Origin of the sequence: Enterobacter sp. RHBSTW-01064, assembly GCF_014103035.1 — a bacterium.
GTDB classification, from domain to species: Bacteria; Pseudomonadota; Gammaproteobacteria; order Enterobacterales; family Enterobacteriaceae; genus Enterobacter; species Enterobacter mori.
Genome location: NZ_JABXOU010000001.1, coordinates 569450 through 590316, shown reverse-complemented (window position 1 = coordinate 590316; position 20867 = coordinate 569450). Strand labels below are relative to the sequence as shown.

At 52.2% G+C, this 20867-nt stretch carries 20 protein-coding genes, 3 tRNA genes and 1 pseudogene; 19 read left to right on the top strand and 5 right to left on the bottom strand.

Features of this window, described 5'->3' with window-relative positions:
- Positions 1-51: 51 nt before the first annotated feature.
- The 16 genes and pseudogenes from pgsA to HV355_RS02690 all read left to right on the top strand — a co-directional run bounded on the left by pgsA (position 52) and on the right by HV355_RS02690 (position 14349).
- Positions 52-600 carry a CDP-diacylglycerol--glycerol-3-phosphate 3-phosphatidyltransferase gene (gene pgsA, locus HV355_RS02765; RefSeq protein WP_006176115.1) on the top strand — a complete coding sequence of 183 codons (549 nt, stop codon included), beginning with the start codon at positions 52-54 and terminating at the stop codon, positions 598-600.
- A 151-nt stretch (positions 601-751) separates the two neighbouring features.
- Positions 752-827, top strand: a tRNA-Gly gene (locus tag HV355_RS02760).
- A 46-nt stretch (positions 828-873) separates the two neighbouring features.
- Positions 874-947, top strand: a tRNA-Cys gene (locus tag HV355_RS02755).
- An 11-nt stretch (positions 948-958) separates the two neighbouring features.
- A tRNA-Leu gene (locus HV355_RS02750) sits at positions 959-1045 on the top strand.
- A 102-nt stretch (positions 1046-1147) separates the two neighbouring features.
- Complete coding sequence (locus tag HV355_RS02745) at positions 1148-1852, top strand: phage capsid protein (protein ID WP_249420815.1); 705 nt, start codon at positions 1148-1150, stop codon at positions 1850-1852.
- Between the two features lie 57 nt (positions 1853-1909).
- A complete protein-coding gene (locus HV355_RS02740) occupies positions 1910-2473 on the top strand; it encodes a hypothetical protein (RefSeq protein WP_182400817.1) in 564 nt (187 codons plus the stop codon).
- 1 nt (position 2474) lies between these two features.
- Positions 2475-4187, top strand: coding sequence for a hypothetical protein (locus HV355_RS02735; protein WP_182400816.1), 1713 nt, complete (start codon positions 2475-2477; stop codon positions 4185-4187).
- 1 nt (position 4188) lies between these two features.
- Positions 4189-4637, top strand: a pseudogene (locus tag HV355_RS02730) (GNAT family N-acetyltransferase).
- A 2-nt stretch (positions 4638-4639) separates the two neighbouring features.
- A complete protein-coding gene (locus HV355_RS02725; RefSeq protein ID WP_182401226.1) occupies positions 4640-5107 on the top strand; it encodes a hypothetical protein in 468 nt (155 codons plus the stop codon).
- 2 nt (positions 5108-5109) lie between these two features.
- Positions 5110-5478, top strand: coding sequence for a hypothetical protein (locus HV355_RS24095; protein WP_249420813.1), 369 nt, complete (start codon positions 5110-5112; stop codon positions 5476-5478).
- A gap of 90 nt (positions 5479-5568) precedes the next feature.
- Positions 5569-8739 carry a transglycosylase SLT domain-containing protein gene (locus tag HV355_RS02715; RefSeq protein WP_346010218.1) on the top strand — a complete coding sequence of 1057 codons (3171 nt, stop codon included), beginning with the start codon at positions 5569-5571 and terminating at the stop codon, positions 8737-8739.
- A 144-nt stretch (positions 8740-8883) separates the two neighbouring features.
- Complete coding sequence (locus HV355_RS02710) at positions 8884-9642, top strand: hypothetical protein (RefSeq protein ID WP_032609563.1); 759 nt, start codon at positions 8884-8886, stop codon at positions 9640-9642.
- The gene (locus HV355_RS02705; protein WP_182400815.1) at positions 9642-10052 is read left to right on the top strand and encodes a hypothetical protein; all 411 of its coding nucleotides are present in this window, start codon (positions 9642-9644) and stop codon (positions 10050-10052) included. Before HV355_RS02710 ends, HV355_RS02705 begins: the two co-directional genes overlap by 1 nt.
- A gap of 60 nt (positions 10053-10112) precedes the next feature.
- A complete protein-coding gene (locus HV355_RS02700) occupies positions 10113-10454 on the top strand; it encodes a hypothetical protein (RefSeq protein ID WP_182400814.1) in 342 nt (113 codons plus the stop codon).
- Positions 10451-12061 (top strand): phage terminase large subunit, encoded by a 1611-nt coding sequence (gene terL, locus HV355_RS02695; protein WP_182400813.1) that lies wholly within the window; start codon positions 10451-10453, stop codon positions 12059-12061. The genes HV355_RS02700 and terL overlap by 4 nt, the downstream gene beginning before the upstream one ends.
- 20 nt (positions 12062-12081) lie before the next feature.
- Entirely contained in the window at positions 12082-14349 is a 2268-nt protein-coding gene (locus HV355_RS02690) for a phage tail fiber protein (RefSeq protein WP_182400812.1), read from the top strand.
- 12 nt (positions 14350-14361) lie between these two features.
- Here the strand turns inward: HV355_RS02690 and HV355_RS02685 are convergent, their stop codons facing one another.
- Positions 14362-15399: an acyltransferase family protein gene (locus HV355_RS02685; protein ID WP_182400811.1), complete on the bottom strand. Its 1038-nt coding sequence runs from the start codon at positions 15397-15399 to the stop codon at positions 14362-14364.
- A 154-nt stretch (positions 15400-15553) separates the two neighbouring features.
- Here HV355_RS02685 and HV355_RS02680 point away from each other — a divergent pair, with 154 nt between their 5' ends.
- From HV355_RS02680 to HV355_RS02670, 3 genes are read left to right on the top strand one after another with little or no spacing between them, the layout of a single operon-like run.
- Positions 15554-15784: a class II holin family protein gene (locus tag HV355_RS02680; protein ID WP_015571338.1), complete on the top strand. Its 231-nt coding sequence runs from the start codon at positions 15554-15556 to the stop codon at positions 15782-15784.
- On the top strand, positions 15765-16304 hold the full coding sequence (locus HV355_RS02675; protein WP_182400810.1) for a lysozyme: 540 nt from the start codon (positions 15765-15767) through the stop codon (positions 16302-16304). Before HV355_RS02680 ends, HV355_RS02675 begins: the two co-directional genes overlap by 20 nt.
- Positions 16301-16660, top strand: a complete 360-nt coding sequence (locus tag HV355_RS02670) for a hypothetical protein (RefSeq protein ID WP_182400809.1) — start codon at positions 16301-16303, stop codon at positions 16658-16660. Before HV355_RS02675 ends, HV355_RS02670 begins: the two co-directional genes overlap by 4 nt.
- Positions 16661-17047: 387 nt before the next feature.
- On the opposite strand, the gene HV355_RS02665 is transcribed toward HV355_RS02670, so the two are convergent.
- From HV355_RS02665 to HV355_RS02650, 4 genes are read right to left on the bottom strand one after another with little or no spacing between them, the layout of a single operon-like run.
- Positions 17048-17764 carry an ABC transporter ATP-binding protein gene (locus tag HV355_RS02665; protein ID WP_174339757.1) on the bottom strand — a complete coding sequence of 239 codons (717 nt, stop codon included), beginning with the start codon at positions 17762-17764 and terminating at the stop codon, positions 17048-17050.
- Entirely contained in the window at positions 17761-18636 is an 876-nt protein-coding gene (locus HV355_RS02660) for an ATP-binding cassette domain-containing protein (protein WP_120157972.1), read from the bottom strand. The genes HV355_RS02665 and HV355_RS02660 overlap by 4 nt, the downstream gene beginning before the upstream one ends.
- Positions 18633-19907 carry a high-affinity branched-chain amino acid ABC transporter permease LivM gene (livM, locus tag HV355_RS02655; RefSeq protein WP_182401224.1) on the bottom strand — a complete coding sequence of 425 codons (1275 nt, stop codon included), beginning with the start codon at positions 19905-19907 and terminating at the stop codon, positions 18633-18635. The genes HV355_RS02660 and livM overlap by 4 nt, the downstream gene beginning before the upstream one ends.
- Positions 19908-19918: 11 nt before the next feature.
- A complete protein-coding gene (locus tag HV355_RS02650; protein WP_089598431.1) occupies positions 19919-20833 on the bottom strand; it encodes a branched-chain amino acid ABC transporter permease LivH in 915 nt (304 codons plus the stop codon).
- Positions 20834-20867 lie beyond the last annotated feature (34 nt).

Below are 20867 nucleotides of genomic sequence, written 5' to 3'. Positions count from 1 at the left end.
CTGTAGCAACATAGAGCTAAATTTTACTGACAACAGACAGTTACCGTCATTATGCGATTTAATATCCCTACGTTGCTCACTCTTTTTCGCGTCGTGCTTATCCCGTTCTTTGTACTGGCGTTTTACCTGCCGGTCGTCTGGGCGCCTTTTGCCTGCGCACTTATTTTCCTGGTCGCTGCGGTAACCGACTGGTTCGACGGTTATCTGGCGCGTCGCTGGAATCAAAGCACTCGCTTTGGCGCGTTCCTCGACCCGGTGGCCGATAAAGTCATGGTGGCGATCGCGATGGTGCTGGTGGCTGAACATTACCACACCTGGTGGGTCACGCTGCCCGCGGCAACGATGATTGGCCGCGAAATTATCATCTCTGCGCTGCGGGAGTGGATGGCGGAGTTGGGTAAACGCAGCAGCGTGGCGGTATCCTGGATTGGTAAGGTCAAAACAACGGCGCAGATGGCGGCGCTGGTCTGGATGCTGTGGCGTCCAAACGCCTGGGTTGAGTGGGCGGGAATTGGTCTGCTGTGGGTTGCCGCGGTACTGACGTTGTGGTCAATGCTGCAGTATTTGAACGCGGCGCGCGGAGATTTGCTTGAACAGTGATCGTTTCGACGTAATTTTCAGCAAACGATCCGGGGATGCAAAAAATAACGTTGACTCAAAACGACATATCAGTAGAATGCAACGCATCGAACGGCGGCACAGCTAGCCGGACGATAATGAAATCAAGTGGTTAGAAACAACTTGATGACATGCGGGAATAGCTCAGTTGGTAGAGCACGACCTTGCCAAGGTCGGGGTCGCGAGTTCGAGTCTCGTTTCCCGCTCCAGATTAAAGACATGCGCAACAGCGGGTGTCAGTTTGAAAAGTTTTACGGCGCGTTAGCAAAGCGGTTATGTAGCGGATTGCAAATCCGTCTAGTCCGGTTCGACTCCGGAACGCGCCTCCACTTTCTTCCCTGGCCGGATGGTGGAATCGGTAGACACAAGGGATTTAAAATCCCTCGGCGTTCGCGCTGTGTGGGTTCAAGTCCCACTCCGGCTACCATGGGAAAAGTAGAATAAAATCAATGATAAGCAGTGTCGTATAAACCACCGAAAGGTGGTTTTTTTATGCCTGAAATTTGCTTTTCCGAAGATGCGTCCGAAGATGATTTTTCCGCGAACGCATACCCGTAATGCGTTGATGGCGGATTACGGTGTATTCGTTCCGGTTGAAAAACGTGACCTGCGTAAACTGCTTGCAGACCCGCAGGGGCCATATCTGCAGCTCACCCTGGCGGCCGCCAACCGCAAAAAAGACGATGTTGTATATCGTGCGCTGCTCGATACCGTGCTGCGTAAAACGTCCAGCGGCGGGGCGTATGCGCCAGTGGCGTTGCCTGCGTCGCAAAAAATCGTTGCTGGCGGTACAGGTATGACCAAAGCCAAGCTGATCGCCGCGAAAGCGATGTTCCGCCGTAACGAGTGTGACGAACAGAACGGTGAAGAGCTGTACATCACCTACAACGCCGACATGCTGACGCAGATCCTCAGCGATACCACGCTGACTTCTGCCGACTTCATGGCGGTGAAAATGCTGCAGGAAGGTGCTGTGTCCGGCAACTGGCTCGGCTTTAAGTGGCTGGCATACGAAAAACTGGATTCTGCGACCGCAGGCGATCCGGCCGTGACCACCAAAACCGCCGCTGCGTGGTGTAAATCCGCTGTGCATTTCGGTACTGGCGCTGAGTACAACGTCGATATCGGTCCACGTCGCGATAAAAACAACACCATTCAGATCTCTGTTGATGCGTCTTACGGTGCTGGCCGCGCCAACGAGAAAAAAGTCGTCGCCATCGATTTTGTTGTTTAAGCCGCTGGTGTGTTTGCCGGGGTACACCCCCGGCCTTTTTTCATCTGAGGTTCTGTCATGACTTCGAGTGTATCAATCTGCTCAAATGCACTACTGGCGCTGGGTGCACACCCGATAAATGATTTCGACGAAGACACGGATCATGCCCGTCTTTGCGCCAACCTTTACCCGACCGTTCGAAATAAATTACTCCGTGCTCACCCGTGGAACTGCGCGATAAAACGACTTGTGCTTTCCCCTGTCAGCGCCGCGCCTGTTTTTGGGTACGGTTATCAGTTTCCTCTGCCCGGTGATCTGATCCGCGTTCTGTCCGTCGGCGAACCGCGGGACGATATTGATTATCGGATTGAAGGCAGCCGACTGCTGGCTAATGTCGATGTGATTCGCCTGCGCTATATCTTTCGTAATGAGGATGAGTCCACCTGGGACTCGGCGCTGGTGGATGTTGCCGAAATGATGATGCAGTCCAAGCTGGCATATGCGGTAACGGGCTCCACCAGTCTGCGTGATAGCCTTGCTCAGGAGGCTTCATTCCTGCTCAAGCAGGCCAAAGCCATCGATGGTCAGGAAGAACCACCAGAAGAACTGGGCGGTTATCCAACTTATGAGTCGAGGTTCTGACATGCGCGCGAACCTCATAAAAACCAATTTCACCGCTGGTGAAGTGTCCCCGCGCCTGATGGGGCGTGTTGATATTGCCCGCTACGCCAATGGCGCGAAGATTATTGAAAACGCTGTAGTGGTCGTGCAGGGCGGCGTGGTCCGCAGACCGGGCACCCGCTTTGCAGCGTCGACCAAATACGGCAATAAAAAATCCCGTCTCATTCCCTACGTGTTCAACCGCTCTCAGGCTTACATGCTGGAGTTTGGCGACGGTTACATGCGTATTTTTCAGAACGGTAAGCAGCTGGTCAACGAAGACAACACGCCGTATGAAATTGTCAGCCCCTATACCTCTGACATGCTGTCCGCCGTGAATTATGTCCAGGGCGCTGACACCATGTTTCTGGTGCATCAGTCTGTGAAACCTCACCGCCTCCAGCGCCGCGGTCAAACCGACTGGGTGCTTGAGCCTGCTCCGTTCATTGTTGAGCCGTTCGACGAGGTGCGAGATACCCCGCAGAAATGGTGCAAACCGTCCGTCAAAGAGTTTGTTGGGTCTGAAATCACGCTGACTCTGAGCGATGCGGACCCGGGTGATAACACCTCGCCGCCATTTACTGGCGCGGGCTGGGTTGCTCAGGATGTGGGCTCATACGTGCGGATTAATGAAGGACTGGTGCTGATAAAGAGCATTACCAGTTCGCAGGTTGCCGTCGGGACCATCCGCAGCGATTTAAGCGCCACGCAGGCAGCGTCGCCCGGTTCGTGGACGCGAGAGGACACGGTCTGGACAGATGAGTTTGGCTATCCTGGGGCGGTTACGCTGTACCAGCAGCGGCTTGTTCTTGCTGGTTCACCAAAGTACCCGCAAACAATCTGGTGGAGTGAAACGGGCGTTTATCTGTCCTTTGAGATTGGCACCGAAGATGATGACGCGATCAGCTTCACGCTGTCTTCTGACCAGCTCAACCCGATTGTGCATCTGGCGCAAATGAATACCCTTATTGCGCTGACCTATGGCGGCGAGTTTACGATCACCTCCGGTAATGATGCTGCCATAACACCGACCAATATCTCGGTGAAAAATCCGAGCCCATACGGCTGCAATGGGATCCGCCCGGTGCGCGTCGGTACCGAAATCATGTTCGTCCAGCGCGCTGGCCGTAAGCTTTACGCCGTAGCGTACGACCCCGACAGCTTTGTTTCCTATTCCGCCAATGACATGACCGTACTGGCCGAGCACATCACTTCTGGTGGCGTGCTGGACATGGCATACCAGCAACAGCCGGATGCGTTTATCTGGATGGTCAGGGCGGATGGCGTTGCTGTCACCATGGCTATGCCACAGTACACAGTTTCATCTGGTCAAATAACCCTGTCACGTCCGGCGAAAAGCGTGGAAATCGGCCTGCACTTCGAAAGCACGATCGAAACGCTTTCGCCAGAGGTTCAGACCACTGAGGGTACAACGCAGAACGCGAAGAAGCGCACCAGCGAAGTGACAATGCGTTTTCTCGAAACCACTGGTGCAGAGTGCAACGGCCAGGTCATTCCGTTCCGCCGGTTCGGTCCAAAAATCCTCAACCAGCCAGCACCACTTTTCACCGGCGATCACTACTGGGGAAAACTCGGCTGGGAGCGCGGGGAAGACACCCTGCTTATCCAGCAGCGCCAGCCGCTGCCATTCCACCTTCTCGCAATTATTTTCACGTTCACCAGTAACGGGAGCTGACATGGTACGTAACGCAACGGCAGGGGATATCCCGGCGCTGATCGAACTCGGGGCGCGGATGTATATCGAGTCCCGCTATTCGCAGAATTCACCTTTTGATGAAGAAAAGTGCGCAGAGCCCGCCCGCAACCTTATTTCATCTCCTGCCGGCTGTCTGCTTGTGGCAGAAAAAGACGGTGCTGTAATCGGCTGGCTGGCCGGGGGATTGCTGAGCAGTGGTTCAGCCGCCAGTTGATGGCGTTTGAGTATGGGCTGTTTATCGCTCAGGAGCATCGCGGCGGCACGGCTGGCCCGCGTCTCGCTAAAGCGTTTATCACCTGGGCGGAAGACCACGGCGCCGCCATCATAAATATGGGTATCACCACGGGCGTGCATGAAGAGCGCACTGGTGATTTGTATTCGCGTCTCGGCCTGTCCCGTACCGGTCTCCTTTATTCAAAAGAGGTGTAATGATGTGTACCGGGTTAGAGGTGGCTGCAATTGGCGCGTCTGTTCTTGCAGCGGGTGGTGCGGTCTATAGCGGGCAGCAGCAAAAGAAAATGTCCAACTATCAGGCGTCGCAGGCGGAAGCTGATGCAGAAGCCGCGCAGGCAGCTGCACGCGTAGAAGCTGATCGCATCCGTAAGGCGGGCAGGGCACAGGCTGCACAGGCAAATGCTGCACTGGCTGCGTCAGGTGTGGATACTGGAGAAGGTACTGCGTTGCGTATTCAGTCCGGCATCGTGGGTGATGCAGAGCAGGACGCGTACCAGACCATTCTGAACGGCGCGAACCAGAGCGCGCGGCTCAACGCGCAGGCGTCTGCCGACCGCATCAGCGGCCGTAATGCTTCAACATCTGGCTACATCAGCGCGGGCAGCTCACTGCTGAGCGCTGGCGGCACAGCGTATAACGGCTGGAAAAAAGCAGGGAGTAAATAACCGTGAGAATTCCAACGGGTAATTTTGGCAACGTTACGCCGCAGGCGAATCCAACCCGGGTCGGTGTCAGTAATGTCGGCCAGATAGGTAATGCGGTGGCAGGGCTGGGAGCTGCGCTGGGGCAGACTGTGGATGATTTGCAGCGTACGCAGGATAAAGCTGACGTAGCCGCTACCCAGGCGATACTAACCGATCTCGATGCGAAATCCAGTGACCGCTGGGAAAATCCGGAGACCGGCGCGCTGGTAACCCGGCAGGGGTTCAAATCTTCTGGCGTCGGTCTGGATATGGATAAACTGGATTCCTCCGATTATGAGGAAGCCCGTAAACGCGTACCGCAGAGCCAGCAGCAGTATTTTGACGCGCAATGAAAAGCAGGTCAGATCCGCCGCACCAGCACCTATAACAGCTTTGAGCGTACTCAAACCGAACAGGCCCAGCGCCAGCAGCTCGATGCGACGGTGAAATCCTCCGTTGAGCAGGAAGCGGGGGCGTTTGACGATCCGCAGGCTGCTGCGCTGATTCGAGGAGCACGACAGCACTCCATTTCGTTGTATGGCCAGGCACAAGGCTGGTCGCAGGAACAAATCGACCAGGCTGTTTCTGAGGCCAATTTGCGGGCGATGGACCAGCGAGCCCAAAACTATGCCGTTACCAACCCTCAGGGCTGGTTAAATGGCGATTTTCCGGTGAAAGATACCGGCGCTATGGATATGCGTGCTATCGGTATCGTCGAATCCGGCGGTAAGCATTTCAGCCCCGACGGCAGCGTTATAACCTCTCCAGCCGGTGCGCAGGGTAAATACCAGCTTATGCCGGACACGGGCAAAGAGCTGGCGGCAAAGCGCGGTGTTGAATATAACCCGGCAGACGAGGAGCAAAACGCCCTGCTGGCGAGCGATTACGCGAATCAGTTGTACGATAAATACGGCTCCGAAACGCTGGCAGGGGCTGCATATAACCCGTATGCTGATAAAAACGAGCTGCACGGGTACGAACAATGGGGATCCGCCTTTGCTGACTCCCGTTCGCCGGAAGAAACTGCCTGGCTGAAACAGCAGATCGACGACGAAAACGAGGACCGTCGGGTACTTTCCGAGGCTGGCGGGGAGGGGGCTATCGCCAGCATTGCCGCCGGGGTTGTCGACCCGGTTACAGTGGCTTCGATGTTTATCCCCGGCGCTCAGGGGGGCTCTGTGGCCCGTATTGCATCACAGGCTGCAATCGGTGCAGCTGCAACAGCAGCGAGCGAGGTTGCGCTGAATAACCAGCAGATTACCCGCACGTGGGGGGAGAGCGCTTCCCACGTCGCAGCCGGTGCGTTGATGAGCGGCGTATTTGCGGCGGCGGGTGCAGCGCTGTCACCCTCTGTTCGCACAGCGGCCACGCGCGAAGTGGCTGACGCGCTCGATAATATGAGTATCACGTCAGCGACGGACACGGCTGCTGCCTCGCTTCCCGAAGGTGGCAGCGTCGGCGCGGCGCGGATCAGTGAGGCCACGCTCGAGGATCTCACCCCGGCAGCTGGCGGACCGGTTGGTAAGCTGGCACGTAAGGCGGGCAGCTATCTGACACCGTTTACTCGCCTGATGGAGTCACCGTCGAAAACCTCCCGCCGTACGGCGCTGGAGCTGGCTGAGAATAACTACACACTGCAGGGCAATGCCCGCGGCATTGAGACACCCATCGCGGCAGAAACCCGCGTTCGTGGGTGGCGTCGTGAAGAGGCCGCCGTCGTGGTGACGAACAAGCAGGCCTACAGCCAGTACAAAGCCTCAGGCGGTGACCTGAGTTTTTCCCAGTTCCGCGAGGAAGTTGGTAACGCCATGCGCAGCGGCGATGTACATGCTAACCCGGTGGTGCAGGAAGCGGCGCAGGCAATGCGCACCGTTGTTAACCGGGTGAAAGTGGCCCAGCAAAAGCTTGGTCTGCTGCCACCTGACGAGGAGCTAAAAGTCATCGGGCAGGAGAGTTATTTCCCGCGCGTGTACAAAGTCGGCAAGATCGTTAACGAGCGCGATAAATTTCGCGTCATGCTGGTTGACTGGTGGTCGCGCGGTGAGAAAACCATGTCCCGCGAAGAGGCGGAAATTACTGCTGATGCCACGATCAATAAAATCGTCGGCGCAAAAATCCCGCAGGATTTCGCAAACGTCTTTATGGTAAAAGCGGCCGCCAGCACCTGGGCACGTACGCTCAGCGTTCCCGATCGCCTGATGAAAGACTATCTGGAGAGCGACGCCAACTACGTGCTACAGCGCCACATTCGCGAGGCGTCGGCAGAGGTTGAGCTGACGCGCGCATTTGGTAACAAATCGCTGGAAAAGCAGCTCAAGGATATTCAGGACGAATACGATGCGCTGATGCGTCAGAATCCTAAAGACCAGGCGAAGCTGGCGAAAGCCCGCGATAACGATATCCGCGATATTACCGCGCTACGCGATCGCCTGGCGGGCACCTACGGCATGCCGGACGATCCCTCATCATTTTTCGTACGAGCTGGTGCGTTTCTGCGCAGTGCTAACTTTGTCACCAAGCTGGGCGGTATGGCCGTTTCCGCTATTCCTGACCTTGCGCGCGGCGTGATGGTTAACGGATTTGGCAACACCATGCGCGGTTACTCTGCGTTGATCACCCGCTCACCGGCATTCAAGGCAAGCCGCGCAGAACAGTTAAAAATGGCCGTTGGCCTGGAAACCATCCTGCACACCCGTGCGCGTACGATGGGTGACCTGGTGGATAGCTCCGCACGAACCACGGCGGTAGAAGCGGGTATGGAACGCGTCACCGATGCGTTCGGTAAGCTCACCCTGATGGGTCACTTCGACGATATGAACAAATCGGTAAACGGTATGATCACGTCCGACGGTATTCTTTCCGGCGCGTTCGCTGGCCGCCGCCTGGCTAAGCTCGGAATTAACGACAATATGGCCGCGCGTATTCGCAGCGAGTTCGAAAAACACGGTGAGGTAATCAACGGCTGGCATATCGGCAATTTTGAAAAATGGGACGATCAGCACGTTGCTGGCGTTTTTCAGTCGGCGGTGCTGAAAGATGTGAACAATACCGTTATAACCCCGGGGATCGGTGATACACCGCTGTGGGCGAGCACACCGCTGGGTAAAACCATCTTCCAGTTTAAATCGTTCGCCACAGCATCCTATAACCGCGCCACGCTGGGCGGTCTGCAGGAGGGAACCGGTCAGTTTTACTATGGTACCGCTTTTCAGATTGGACTAGGTGCACTGACGTACGCGCTTAAGCAGTCTGCAAACGGCAAAGAGTTTGACTGGTCACCTCAGAAACTGGTCATTGAAGGTATTGACCGTTCCGGTATTCTCGGCCCGCTGATGGAGTATAACAATATGGCGGAAAAGGCCTCCGGAGGCATGGTCGGGCTGGGGGCTTTGCTAGGTACCGGAACTCAGTCACGTTACGCCAGTCGCGGCTTTATTGGCTCTGCGCTTGGCCCAACGTTTGGCCTGCTCGATACCATTACTGATGTGACCGCTGGCGTGCTCAACGGCGATGCCGGTGATCGGGTAATGCATAACGTGCGTACGCTACTGCCGGGAAACAATCTGTTCTGGATAGCACCGTTGATAAACCAGATTGATCCTGGTATGCGTTAGTTGTGCAGGTTTGGGGCTCTGAACTAAACGCTCATTTCAAGTCCAGTAGGCCAGAATTTTTTAGTTGTGCGCTATTCCTTGTATTGGCGTACGGCACTCTGAGCAGGTATAGTTAACCTAATTTTACTTCGATGAATACTTAAAATGCCTCTTGCGCTGCCGAAAACCAATGAACTTGTTGGAAAAATCAAACCGTCTTTAGTCTCTGGAGAACTCTTGTTGAGTCCTTTTGAGCTTAGACTGTTGGCGCGTGAAGCCGATAAAATCGATGTACCACATCATCGGTGGTGCATTCAGGGGCTGTTGGCTTTCCTCAATGAAAATGATGAGGAGGGCATTGCACTTTGTGAACAGGCTGTCGCTTATGACCCAAACGTTTCACAGTCATGGTGTAACTATGCCTCGGCTTTGAGGTACCGACATCTGCTCAGTAAAGAGTGGGAGGTTGTCAACCGTAGTGTAGAGTATAAGGGGTTATTGACCTTATCATATGCACATACTCTTGCTTCTTATTGGGTAGATATTGAACTGTTGAATCATACGACAGAAATTATTGAATCCATGGAAATGCCTAAAAGATTCAATAAAGTCCAGTTAGATCTATTTGGAAGCGGTATGGTAACGAGACAATTGTTGCGTGATGCAGGTCCTGCCGTTGCATCTGATTTGCGCGCCTTAGGCGCAGTTGTTCGTCAGATAGCTGAGGAAGAAAGATTACCACGCCTTAAACGACGTATCTCTTGTCATGAAGGTGAGTATGCATGTGTTTATGCAATTGACACTGATGATGTAGATTATTTGATTCGATTGGATGATTTATTATTTGATCGAATTGTTTCTGCTGGGATTAAGTCCAAAAATTGTATCGCTTTTTTTGAACCTAAATTAGGGGATGATAATTAATGGCGGTGCAATTTGATTGTTTTCTAAACGTAGCTAAAGACTCGCTTGATAAGAGTGGTGAAACTTGGACTCGCAATGCAATCAGTAGAGCCTATTATTACATGTTCCATGCAGTCCGTGATGTAATTAATAAGCCAATTCCAAAGAATGATAAAAGCGGAAATCCCTTTCCCTTTGGTGAGCATAAAAGGCTATCAGAATACCTATGCAATGGTGATGCAGCGACAGACTATAATTTTGACGCGGCTCAACTTGAGAAAATTGGTTTAAAGCTTAGAGCTGCGCATCACAAGCGATGTGATGCAGACTATGAGCTGCATTTGAAAATGAATAGGTTAGAGGCAATAAAGCTATTAGCGGTCGCAGAAAATATTAAGCAAGAAGTCGATAAGCTCAAACAGCCAGATTAGTCAGGATTCCGACCTTAAACCCGCGCCATCATAGCCCTGTATTCACTACGGGGCTTTTTTATGCATCAGGATTACAAAACACGCCTTACCGCGCTGAGCGATAAACTTACCGATGTGGTGCTCGAAGAAGCCGATCCGGGAAACTGGCCGGGGGCGGGGAAGAAACCGAGCGAACTGACCAAAGACGAACGCGGCGACCGCTACTGGGATAAGAAGAATGCAGCTGCATCGCTGACGCTCTTGATTAAGGTGCATTCACTTATCGGCATGCAGACGCGAGGCGGTACACCGTCGGATAATCCCGGAGAGGATGACGAAGCCTTTGCGCTGGGCCAGCAGGTTTCAAAAGCTGAGCGGGAGGCGGCCGCGATTATTGAGCGCCTGCAGGAAGGGAAAAAATGATTTCGTTCCTCGCCTTCTTTTTAATGTGGGCGGAGCGAATGAACTGGGACGTTCCGGACTGCCACTATCAGGCCTGCCACTGGCTGGAGCATCGCGGAAACCTCGCGGTGCTCCGCTGTTTCCGTGGGTTCGGTAAATCAACGATCCTTGCTGTCTATAATGCCTGGCGGTATTACTGCGATCGGCAGTATCGCATTTTGCACCAGTCTGAATCCGACGGTACCGCGTATAAAACCAGCCGCGACACGCAGAACGTTCTGCGCAACCATCCGTTGACCAAAGGCATGTTACCGGACGGGCAGGGGACAGTTGAGCAGTGGTGGGTCAACGGCGCGCTGGATTTACGTAACGGCAGCATGTACGCCAAAGGCATCCTGTCTAACGTTACCTCGGCGCGTGCCAACGAATGCCAGAATGATGACGTAGAGGTACCGCGTAATATACAGACGCCCGAGGCGCGCGAAAAACTGCGCTATCGCCTGGGCGAGCAGACTCATATTCTTATCCCTGGCGGCCGCAAACTCTACATCGGTACGCCGCACACGCATGACAGCCTTTACGATGAGGTTGAGTCTATGGGCGCCGACTGCCTGACCATCCGGTTGTTTGAGAAAGAAAAGCGTATTGAGGCTAAAGACGCCACGGAACTGCGCTATGCAGTGCCTTTTCGACCGGAGTATGTTTTTGCGGGCATCCACAAGGCGGCGCGGCTGCTGGTCGAAAATGTGGATTATAAGCTGACCGCCGACGGCGTTGAGTTTGCATCTGCACCGGACACAGTTATCGATTTTTATGCGGACTGCGCCTGGCCTGAACGATTCACCCGGGAGGAAATGGAGAATCGTCGCAAAGAAACTCGCACCATTAACGAGTGGGATAGCCAGTATCAGCTGCACAGTAAGCCCGTTGGCGACGTTCGTCTCGATCCTGACCGCATCCGTGAGTACAACATCCACCCGCAGATCCGCTATGCGAACCGTACGGCCTCGCTCTGGCTTGGTAACGTGCAAATTGTTGGGGCTGTCGCCTGGTGGGATGTGGCCACAGGTAAAGTTAAGGCTGATGCTTCGGCGTTCTCGCTGATGCTGACTGATGCCCGAGGGCATTTGTACTGGCACATCTGCCAGGAGCTTACGGGGGAGCTGGCTGAATTTGACGACAACGACAAAATCACCGGCGGGCAGGTCGCACAGATAAAAGAGCTGGTGCTCAAATACCAGATTCCGGTTGTGTGCGTTGAGGTGAACGGACCAGGCAGTTTCGCGGGCAAATTACTTCGTCAGGCGCTTAAGGGTACCGGCTGCGGCGTACGTGAAGAATTCAGCATCACCAACAAGCAGAAACGCATCCTCGATGCGTTCGAAGCGCCGCTGTCGTCGCGGTTCCTGTGGGCTCATACCGACGTGCTCGACGGCCCTGTCTATGACCAGATGCGTGACTTTAATCCGGCGCTGACCAACCAGCCAGACGATTTTATTGATTCCGGCGCTGGTGCAATAAGTCAGACCCCGGTACGTATCGGGAAAGTGGTCGGGATTCCGACCGGACATGCGCGCGAAGATTGGCAGTTAAGTGACGGAGATCATCTGGTCAACGTCGATTATTAACCCGCCAGAGGTTTCGCATCATGTCGGTACCTAACCAGACGCCATATATTATTTATAACGCCAACGGTCTGACGACCGTTTTTCCCTTCGAGTTTTACATTATCAACGCTGCAGATCTACAGGTATCGATCAACGGTACAACGGTTACCAGCGGGTATAGCGTTTCAGGGACGGGAAACGTCGGTGGCGGCGATGTCACCTTTATCACTCCTCCTGCAAGCGGCTCTGTTGTAATGCTGGAGCGAGTGGTACCAACATACCGGCTTACAGATTACCAGGATAATGGTGACCTTCTGGCCGATACAGTCAATAAGGATTTTGATCGCTTGTGGATGGCAATACAGCGTTCGTTTATTTACCTTGGACTGGCCTTACGCAGGCCTTTGCTTGGTGGGTCATTTAACGCGGAAGGTTACCGTATTGCCAACCTGGGCGACCCTGTGGATAGTCAGGATGCAGTAACTAAAAAATATTTAGAAAATAATACACTTGTTCGCACGCTAAGGGTGCCAGAGGCTTATGTTGAACAACTTCCTGCCGCGCCTCTTCGAGCAAATAAATTACTGGCTTTTGACAACTCAGGTAGGCCTATTGTAGTACTGCCTGCATCAGGTTCAGCTTCAGATGTGATGATTCAGCTGGCTTCCAATGATGGTGAAAAATACATTGGTGAATGCCCGACAATTGCTGTTCTGCGCACAATAGAACCTACGTATGATAAGCAGCGAATTACTCTTCGCGAGCATACGGTAGGTACCAGGCTGGGTGGTGGTCAGTTCCGTGCTGTTCTTTCTGGTTCTACCTATACAGATAACAACGGTACGATAATCAAGACTGCGGGTGGAGCTGTTTGGTTACGTATCAATGCTGATGTTACAAACCCGCTTATGTTCGGCGCGCTTGGTGATGGCGTTACAAACGATGTGGTTGCTATTAACAGGGCTATTGCAAGCGCGTCTAAGACGGATCTTCTTGGCAGAACCTATCTTATATCTGGTGGCGCAATTGAAGTGTATAACTCCAATCCTTGTTCTGTTTACGGTGGTAAGATAACTGAGCCAGCTGTCAACAACAGTACAATGATGAGAGTGTCAGGCTCCGGGAAAACTATTACCGACATAATTTTTGACGGAACTACAGGATTAACGAGTAGAGGTATTATTTTTGCTTCTGGTAGTTCTACGTCTAAAGTATCAGGATGCCAGTTCCTTAATCTTAAAATGCCTGGGATAGGTGTAAGTGGTGATTACACCAATAACATCTTTTGCAGCGATATTACCATCGATAGGAATTTATTTAACAACTGTGGTAACTCAGGAGTAAATTACGATAAGAATACCATTGTTATGGATGGTGCATTCCAGTGCGCAATTTCAAATAACAGGGCAACAAATTGTAATTGGGGGGTTATTTTTAGAAAGCCTTATACATACCCCGGCCTTACTGAAACTTACTGCCTATATAATAGAGTTGTAGGTAACTATTTTTCGGCGAAAACTGGATACCCTTACAACCAGTGCATTAGCACACAAAGTCAGAGGCACTTTGAAGCATCTGGTAACGCTATAGAAGGCTTCCTTGGGAACGCTATCGACAACCAAAGGTGTGATTTTAGTCGTATAGTGAACAACAGGATCAACTCCGGAGATGATGGTATATTCCTTGGAGATTTGAACTTTAGGGGGCATGTCGTATCAAATAACGTGATTACTGGCTGTGCAAGGGGAATTCGCGTTTATGGTCTCGCTGCTGCATCAGAAACTGATTTCAAAAACCAAGTAATGGCAGACCTGGTTATTACAGGTAATAGCATACATGATAGTACGCTATATGGGATTTACGTTTACAGGACAGAGCCGACTGATACATTTAGCGGATTTAATATATCCAATAATGTAGTTGATAATGCTGGCAGTCGAACAGTAACGACTTTAGCACAGGCTATACTAGTAACAGGTCTTTCAAATGGTTTAGTTAGTAATAACATTATTAGATATGCTAGGCAGGAAGGGCTGCGTTTTGAAAATTGCTATTCTGTAAATGCGATTGGTAATAATATTTCTGGTCACGATGTAAGTAATACCGGTACATATGGAGTTTACATTGATGTGAATTGCCGTGGCGTTACTTTGCGTAACACACATATCACAGGAAGTTCAGCAACAGGTGGAGCGGTCAGAGAGACAGGAGTAAACAATACAGTTACAGGTACTCGCTGGAATGCGGTAGCATCTGGAGTAAACTCAACAGGTACAGGGGCAGTACTGGCAGATAACGTAGCATTCTAAAAAAAGAGCGCCTTAGTGGCGCTCTGCAACTAACTTATTGTGTTGTAATTTTGTTTTTATTAACATGGGGAGTAGTGGCACTATAATGCCGAGAATTACATATAATGCAAATGAATATTGATTGTAGATATTGCTCAATTTGCCATTTGCATTGTTTTCAAATCCAATGAGCAGGAAAAATAAATTCAATATTGCAAATACAGATAAATGCCATGACATTATAGATTTTGAATTATCACCTATAATTTTCAAGAGGTAATTTTCTCTAGATGATAGAATGTTAGAAAATATCACCACGACAAATATACAGATCATTGATGTCACTGACGTCATAATAAACCCTGATGGATATGTCGACCATGCCATAGCACTTTGTTTTGTTAGTCCAAATGATATGATTGTTCCTGTTGCGGTTATCATAATCATAGCGACTATTGGGTTATACATAGATAGTGATTGTTTTTTCAACGAATAACCGAGCAGCATGAACATTGCGCCATAAAGTGACTGAGCAGAAACATTATAAAATTGATAACCAGTCTCCTTAAATTTTACGGCGCAGAGATGAAGAGCGACAAAACCAACAAGTACTGCAATGATAATTAAGGTGATACTTTGGAATTTAGACTCAGTAGTTACTGAAATTATAAGTCGTGAAACTATTGAGGATAAATAATAAGCAAGCAAAAACCAACAAACAAGAAATAATGGATTATTGTGAAAATTTTTTTCCAGTGGATTGGTAGTGAATGGATCGCCGAAATACAATCCTGTGAATTTACTTAATGCTATCGCCAAGATACCTGTGAGAATATAAGTCACAAAAATATACGGGATTATTTTTTTTGATAGCTTTCTTAATGCATTGAAAGTAACTATCTCATTTTTTAATGTTAATCCACCAACAAAAAAGAATAAAGGCATATGGTACAAATAAGGCTGCATCACATTGAAAAAACCGCTTGTGTAATGACCAATCACTACAACAATGATGCCTATCGCTTTCATATAGCTTATAGATAAACTTTGCTCAGACGTCAGAGTATTCACTTTTAACTAACCCCAAATTAAATTTTTTGTAATTTAACTATTTTAGACTGACATGTCACTGACTGTACACTGCCGATGGTCGGGATTCCGACCAGTTTCCGCGTTTACCCTCAACTCACATAAAGATTTTCCCCACAGGGGGTGAGGCATGAGGATGAACAACCTTTCAGACGTAGCGGCGGGGCTGTCGTACGGCACATCTATTGGCAGCTTTGGCTACTGGCTGCTGCAACTACTCGATAAAGTGAGCCCTAGCCAGTGGGCTGCAATTGGCGTCCTTGCCAGTATTCTATTTGGTTTACTGACATATCTGACCAACCTGTATTTCAAAATCAAAGACGATCGTCGAAAAGAGGCCCGTGATAATGGCTACCAGCAAGACTAAACTCAGCGCCGCCGTTCTGGGCTTAGTACTTGCCGGTGCACCTGCATCCGTAATCCTCGACCAGTTCCTGAATGAGAAAGAGGGAAACAGCCTAACAGCGTACAAAGACGGCGGTGGTATCTGGACAATTTGCCGCGGTGCCACGATGGTTGATGGTAGACCGGTAGTGCAGGGTTTGAAGCTGACGCAGGCGAAATGCGACCAGGTGAACGCCATCGAACGGGATAAGGCTCTGGCGTGGGTAGAGCGCAATATCAAGGTACCGCTGACCGAACCGCAGAAAGCGGGTATTGCTTCGTTCTGCCCGTACAATATCGGGCCCGGTAAATGTTTTCCCTCGACGTTCTACAAGCGCATCAATTCCGGTGACCGCAAAGGTGCATGTGAAGCGATCCGCTGGTGGATTAAAGACGGTGGCCGCGACTGCCGCCTGACCAAAGGCCAGAAGAACGGTTGCTATGGTCAGGTCGATCGCCGGGAGCAGGAAAGCGCATTGACGTGCTGGGGGATAGACCAGTGACCGTTAAAGCAAAGCTGTTAGTGCTGGCCGTTCTGCTGGCGCTTTTCGTTGTTGCCTTTTACGCGGATTATCTGAAAGGCTGGTACGCCCATAGCGAAAAGGTAAACAGTGAGCATGCAGCGAAAAACAAAAAGGCTGAGAAAGTCGTCGCCACTAGTGAGCAGAAAGCGGCAGCGGCCAGCGCAGAAGGGAAGGTGATTTACCGGACCATTTACCGAGACGTGGTGAAATATGTTAACGACCCGAATCATACTAAGTGCGATTTTGACGATCACGCTGTGCAGCTGCGGCAGCGAGCAATCGACGCGGCCAACAATATCCCAGGATTTGATGAGCCCGCCGTGCAAGGCAAGTAACGCCGGGCGGGATAGCGACGAAGACCTGCAGGCGGATACTCAGACGACTGACTGTGTGCGCGAGCTGCGGACAAACATCTATCGCTGGCAGGCGTGGTACAGGGCTACTGACTAGCGAATATCTATTCACTAACCATTCCGAAGATTGATTGCGAATAGGTTGTAAGTTCATGTATTTAAAGTGTTGTAGTTTTGCTCTATGTTCGGAAAAAATCCACAACGCATTGATTTTATGAGTTTTAACAACCAATTTAAAATCCCTCGGCGTTCGCGCTGTGTGGGTTCAAGTCCCACTCCGGCTACCATGGGAAAGCAAAGAATAATCAAAGCAATAAGCAGTGTCGTGAAACCACCGAAAGGTGGTTTTTTTGTGCCTGCAATTTACGCTCAAACTCCACCCAGATACGCCTTTCTCACGTCCTGATTTCCCAGCAGCTCCTCGCCGCTGCCGCTCAAGCGGATCTGTCCGTTAACCATCACATACCCGCGATCGGACAGCTTCAGCGCGTGGTGCGCATTCTGCTCAACCAGAAAAATGGTCATGCCGTTGCGTGCCAGCTCGCGCAGCGTCTGGAAAATCTGTTTCACCACGATAGGGGCCAGGCCCAGGCTGGGTTCATCCAGCAGCAGTAGCTTAGGACGGCTCATTAAGGCCCGCGCAATCGCCAGCATCTGCTGTTCTCCGCCGGACATGGTCATCGCACGCTGTTTACGCCGCTCCTTGAGGCGGGGGAAAAGGTCGAACATGCTTTGCATATCTTCAGATGCAAACTGGTTTCCAATCGGGATGGTGCCCATCAGCAGGTTCTCTTCCACCGTCATATCCGGGAAGATACGCCGTCCTTCGGGCGCCTGGGCGATACCGCCGGACGCGACGTAGTGGGTGGATTTATGGCTGATATCCTCTCCGCAAAACAGGATCTGCCCACCCCGGACCCGGGGTTGACCAAAGATAGACATCAATAATGTCGATTTTCCTGCACCGTTAGCGCCAATCAACGCCACGGTTTCGCCTTTGTTAACCTCAAGGGAAACCTGTTTCAGTGCCTGGATCACGCCGTAGAAAACGTCCACCTCCCGAAATTCCAGCATCATTTCGCTCACAGGTTAACCTCGCTCTCGTCGGTGCCCAGGTAGGCGGCAATCACTTTCTCATCGTGCTGGATCTGCTCTGGTTTCCCCCGCGCAATGACGTCTCCGTGGTCGAGCACGATAATGTCGTCCGAAATCTCCATCACCATCCCCATATCATGCTCAATCAGTAATACCGTGATGTCGTGGTGGTCGCGCAGAAAACGGATAATGCTGCTGAGCTTGTGCGTTTCCACCGGGTTCAGGCCTGCGGCAGGTTCATCTAGGCAGATCATCTCCGGACCAGTACACATTGCCCGGGCGATTTCGAGGCGTCGCTGTTGACCGTAAGACATTTCCCCCGCGAGGCGGTTGGCGCAGTCCACCAGGTCCACCACTTCCAGCCAGTAAAATGCACGATCGAGGGCATCACTTTCCGCCCGACGATAGGCGGGGGTGTTGAGCACACCGGCGAGGAGATTGCGATTTACACGCATATGCTGTGCAACCAGCAGGTTTTCGACGACCGACATCTCGCGAAACAGGCGGATATTCTGGAACGTGCGCGCAAGCCCCGCGCGGTTTACCAGGTGTGTTCCACCGAACATTTTGTAGAAAAGACGCGACCCTAACCGGGCTGGGTTAATCCAGTCACCGGGCTGGAATTTTTGACCGAGAACCTGAATCACATTGGTGGTATTACTGCGGGTGTTGAATAAGATATTTCCGCCGGACGCCCTGTAGAAGCCCGTCAGACAGTTAAACACGGTTGTTTTCCCCGCGCCGTTAGGCCCGATGAGGGCGGTAATCGACCCGCGTTGTACATCAAGGTTGACGTCATTTAACGCTTTAATCCCGCCAAAGTGCATCATCAGGTGCTCAACGCGTAATATGGTTCCGTTCATGGCGCGACCCCCTTACGCACGGCATAGCCGCTGCGGTTAATGCGGATCAAACCGCGCGGACGCCAGATCATCATGACCACCATCAGCACGCCAAACAGCAGCACGCGATACTCGGCAAAGCTGCGCAGCAGTTCCGGCGTGACGGTCAGGACAAAGGCGGCCAGCACAACGCCCAGCGTTGAACCCATCCCGCCCAGCACCACGATGGCCAGAATCAGTGCGGATTCAAAAAAGGTAAAGGAGGTGGGATTAACGAACCCCTGGTAGGTGGCGAAGAAAACCCCTGCAATCCCGGCCGTTGACGCGCCTAGCGTAAAAGCAGAAAGCTTCACCAGCACGTGATTAAGACCCATTGAGCGGCAGGCAATTTCATCTTCTCGTAATGCCTCCCACGCCCGACCAATCGGCATTCGCGTCAGGCGGTGCTTGATGTAGAGCACCATCAGCACCACCAAAAACAGCACGGCGTAAATAAAGATAAACTTCATGTTTGGGTTATAGGTCAGATGGAAAAAATCGTGGAAGGGCACGCCGCCTTCTTTGGCGCGTCGGCCAAACTCCAGACCAAAAAAGGTGGGGGCAGGGGCTGAAACGCCATTTGGGCCGCCAGTGAAGGTCAGCCAGTTATTGAGCACCAGGCGGATAATCTCGCCAAACCCGAGCGTCACGATTGCCAGATAATCCCCATGCATGCGAAGCACCGGGAAGCCAAGCAGCGCACCGGCGGCGGCGGCCATCAGCGCCGCCAGCGGCAGCATGCTCCAGAACCCTAGCCCCAGATACTGATACCCCAGGGCGAGGCCATACGCGCCAATCGCGTAAAAGGCGACATACCCCAGATCCAACAGCCCCGCAAGGCCGACCACAATATTCAGCCCGAGGCCGAGCAGAACATAGATCAGCCCCAGAATGGCAACGGTCAGCACGTATTTGGTCGCCACAAACGGAAAGCAGATCGCAAGCGTAATAACCAGCGGAATAATCCAACGCATGCGGCTCTTGTATCCGGGAGGGCGGACATACACCCCCGCGCTGTCCGCTTCAAACCTCGCCTGGAAACGCGCACCGGGGGCGGTCTGCAGGAAGATGCTCAGCAAAAAACGGCCCAGCATGACGATGGCAATCATCCACGCCAGCCGTTGTCCGGCAAAGTTAAAGCTGTAACCGTCGAGAACTACGCCAGCGATAGGGCCAAAGATAATCAAAGCAACCAGCCCGGAAAATACGGCATCCAGAATGCAGCGTTTAAGGGAGAAACCGGCAGATGTCATCGTCTTCACCCTCACACCTTCGCCACGACAGGGCGGCCCAGCAGACCCTGAGGACGGAAAATCAGGATCAATACCAGCAGCCCAAACGAGAACACGTCTTTATAATCCGAGTTCACCATCCCGGAGAATTGCGCTTCCGCCACTCCCAGAATCAACCCGCCGAGCATGGCGCCCGGCAGAGAGCCGATGCCGCCCAGCACCGCCGCCGTAAAGGCTTTTATGCCGATGACAAAGCCCACGTAGAAATCAAAGGTGCCATAGTTCATGGTAATCAATACCCCCGCCAGCCCGGCCATCGCCGCGCCGATCACAAAGACCAGCGAAATGATCCTGTCGGTATTGATCCCCAGAATGGAGGCCATTTTGCGATCCTGCTGCACCGCACGACACATCCGCCCCAGCCGGGTATGGCTGATTATCCAGGTGAGCAGCAGCATGCCCGCGAACGAGGCGATCAGAATAAAGATTTTGGTGTAGGTGATCTGGACGAAACCTTCTCCCAGATGCACGCGAAGTACGCCGTCCAGCATGGTTGGCACGCCTTGCTGGCGGGGGCCCTGGCTCAGCTGGGCGTAGTTTTGCAAAATCAGCGACATCCCGATGGCGGAGATCAGCGGTGCCAGTCGGGTGGAGTTTCGCAGGGGTTTATAGGCGATACGCTCAATAGTCCAGCCATACACGCCCGTCACCACGATGGTGAACGCCAGCGTGCCCAGAATCAGCAGGGGAAACGACTCAAGACCGAAGAATGACAGCAGGGCCAGTCCGATGGCGCAGAGATAGGCCGAGATCATATACACTTCGCCATGGGCGAAGTTGATCATGCCAATGATGCCGTACACCATGGTGTAGCCGATGGCGATTAAGCCGTAGACGGAGCCCAGCGTTAATCCGTTGATTAACTGTTGCAGGAAGAATGTACTCATCATCGCGCGCTCTTTTTATAGGCCGCACGACGCG

What these genes read in the sequence shown, in the direction of transcription:
- pgsA (WP_006176115.1), top strand. Translation starts at nt 52, where the DNA reads ATGCGATTTAATATCCCTACGTTGCTCACTCTTTTTCGCGTCGTGCTT.
- HV355_RS02660 (WP_120157972.1), bottom strand. Translation starts at nt 18,636, where the DNA reads ATGAACGGAACCATATTACGCGTTGAGCACCTGATGATGCACTTTGGC.
- HV355_RS02740 (WP_182400817.1), top strand. Translation starts at nt 1,910, where the DNA reads ATGACTTCGAGTGTATCAATCTGCTCAAATGCACTACTGGCGCTGGGT.
- HV355_RS02710 (WP_032609563.1), top strand. Translation starts at nt 8,884, where the DNA reads ATGCCTCTTGCGCTGCCGAAAACCAATGAACTTGTTGGAAAAATCAAA.
- HV355_RS02650 (WP_089598431.1), bottom strand. Translation starts at nt 20,833, where the DNA reads ATGAGTACATTCTTCCTGCAACAGTTAATCAACGGATTAACGCTGGGC.
- HV355_RS02700 (WP_182400814.1), top strand. Translation starts at nt 10,113, where the DNA reads ATGCATCAGGATTACAAAACACGCCTTACCGCGCTGAGCGATAAACTT.
- HV355_RS02735 (WP_182400816.1), top strand. Translation starts at nt 2,475, where the DNA reads ATGCGCGCGAACCTCATAAAAACCAATTTCACCGCTGGTGAAGTGTCC.
- HV355_RS02680 (WP_015571338.1), top strand. Translation starts at nt 15,554, where the DNA reads ATGAACAACCTTTCAGACGTAGCGGCGGGGCTGTCGTACGGCACATCT.
- HV355_RS02675 (WP_182400810.1), top strand. Translation starts at nt 15,765, where the DNA reads ATGGCTACCAGCAAGACTAAACTCAGCGCCGCCGTTCTGGGCTTAGTA.
- HV355_RS02705 (WP_182400815.1), top strand. Translation starts at nt 9,642, where the DNA reads ATGGCGGTGCAATTTGATTGTTTTCTAAACGTAGCTAAAGACTCGCTT.
- livM (WP_182401224.1), bottom strand. Translation starts at nt 19,907, where the DNA reads ATGACATCTGCCGGTTTCTCCCTTAAACGCTGCATTCTGGATGCCGTA.
- HV355_RS02725 (WP_182401226.1), top strand. Translation starts at nt 4,640, where the DNA reads ATGTGTACCGGGTTAGAGGTGGCTGCAATTGGCGCGTCTGTTCTTGCA.
- terL (WP_182400813.1), top strand. Translation starts at nt 10,451, where the DNA reads ATGATTTCGTTCCTCGCCTTCTTTTTAATGTGGGCGGAGCGAATGAAC.
- HV355_RS02745 (WP_249420815.1), top strand. Translation starts at nt 1,148, where the DNA reads ATGATTTTTCCGCGAACGCATACCCGTAATGCGTTGATGGCGGATTAC.
- HV355_RS02690 (WP_182400812.1), top strand. Translation starts at nt 12,082, where the DNA reads ATGTCGGTACCTAACCAGACGCCATATATTATTTATAACGCCAACGGT.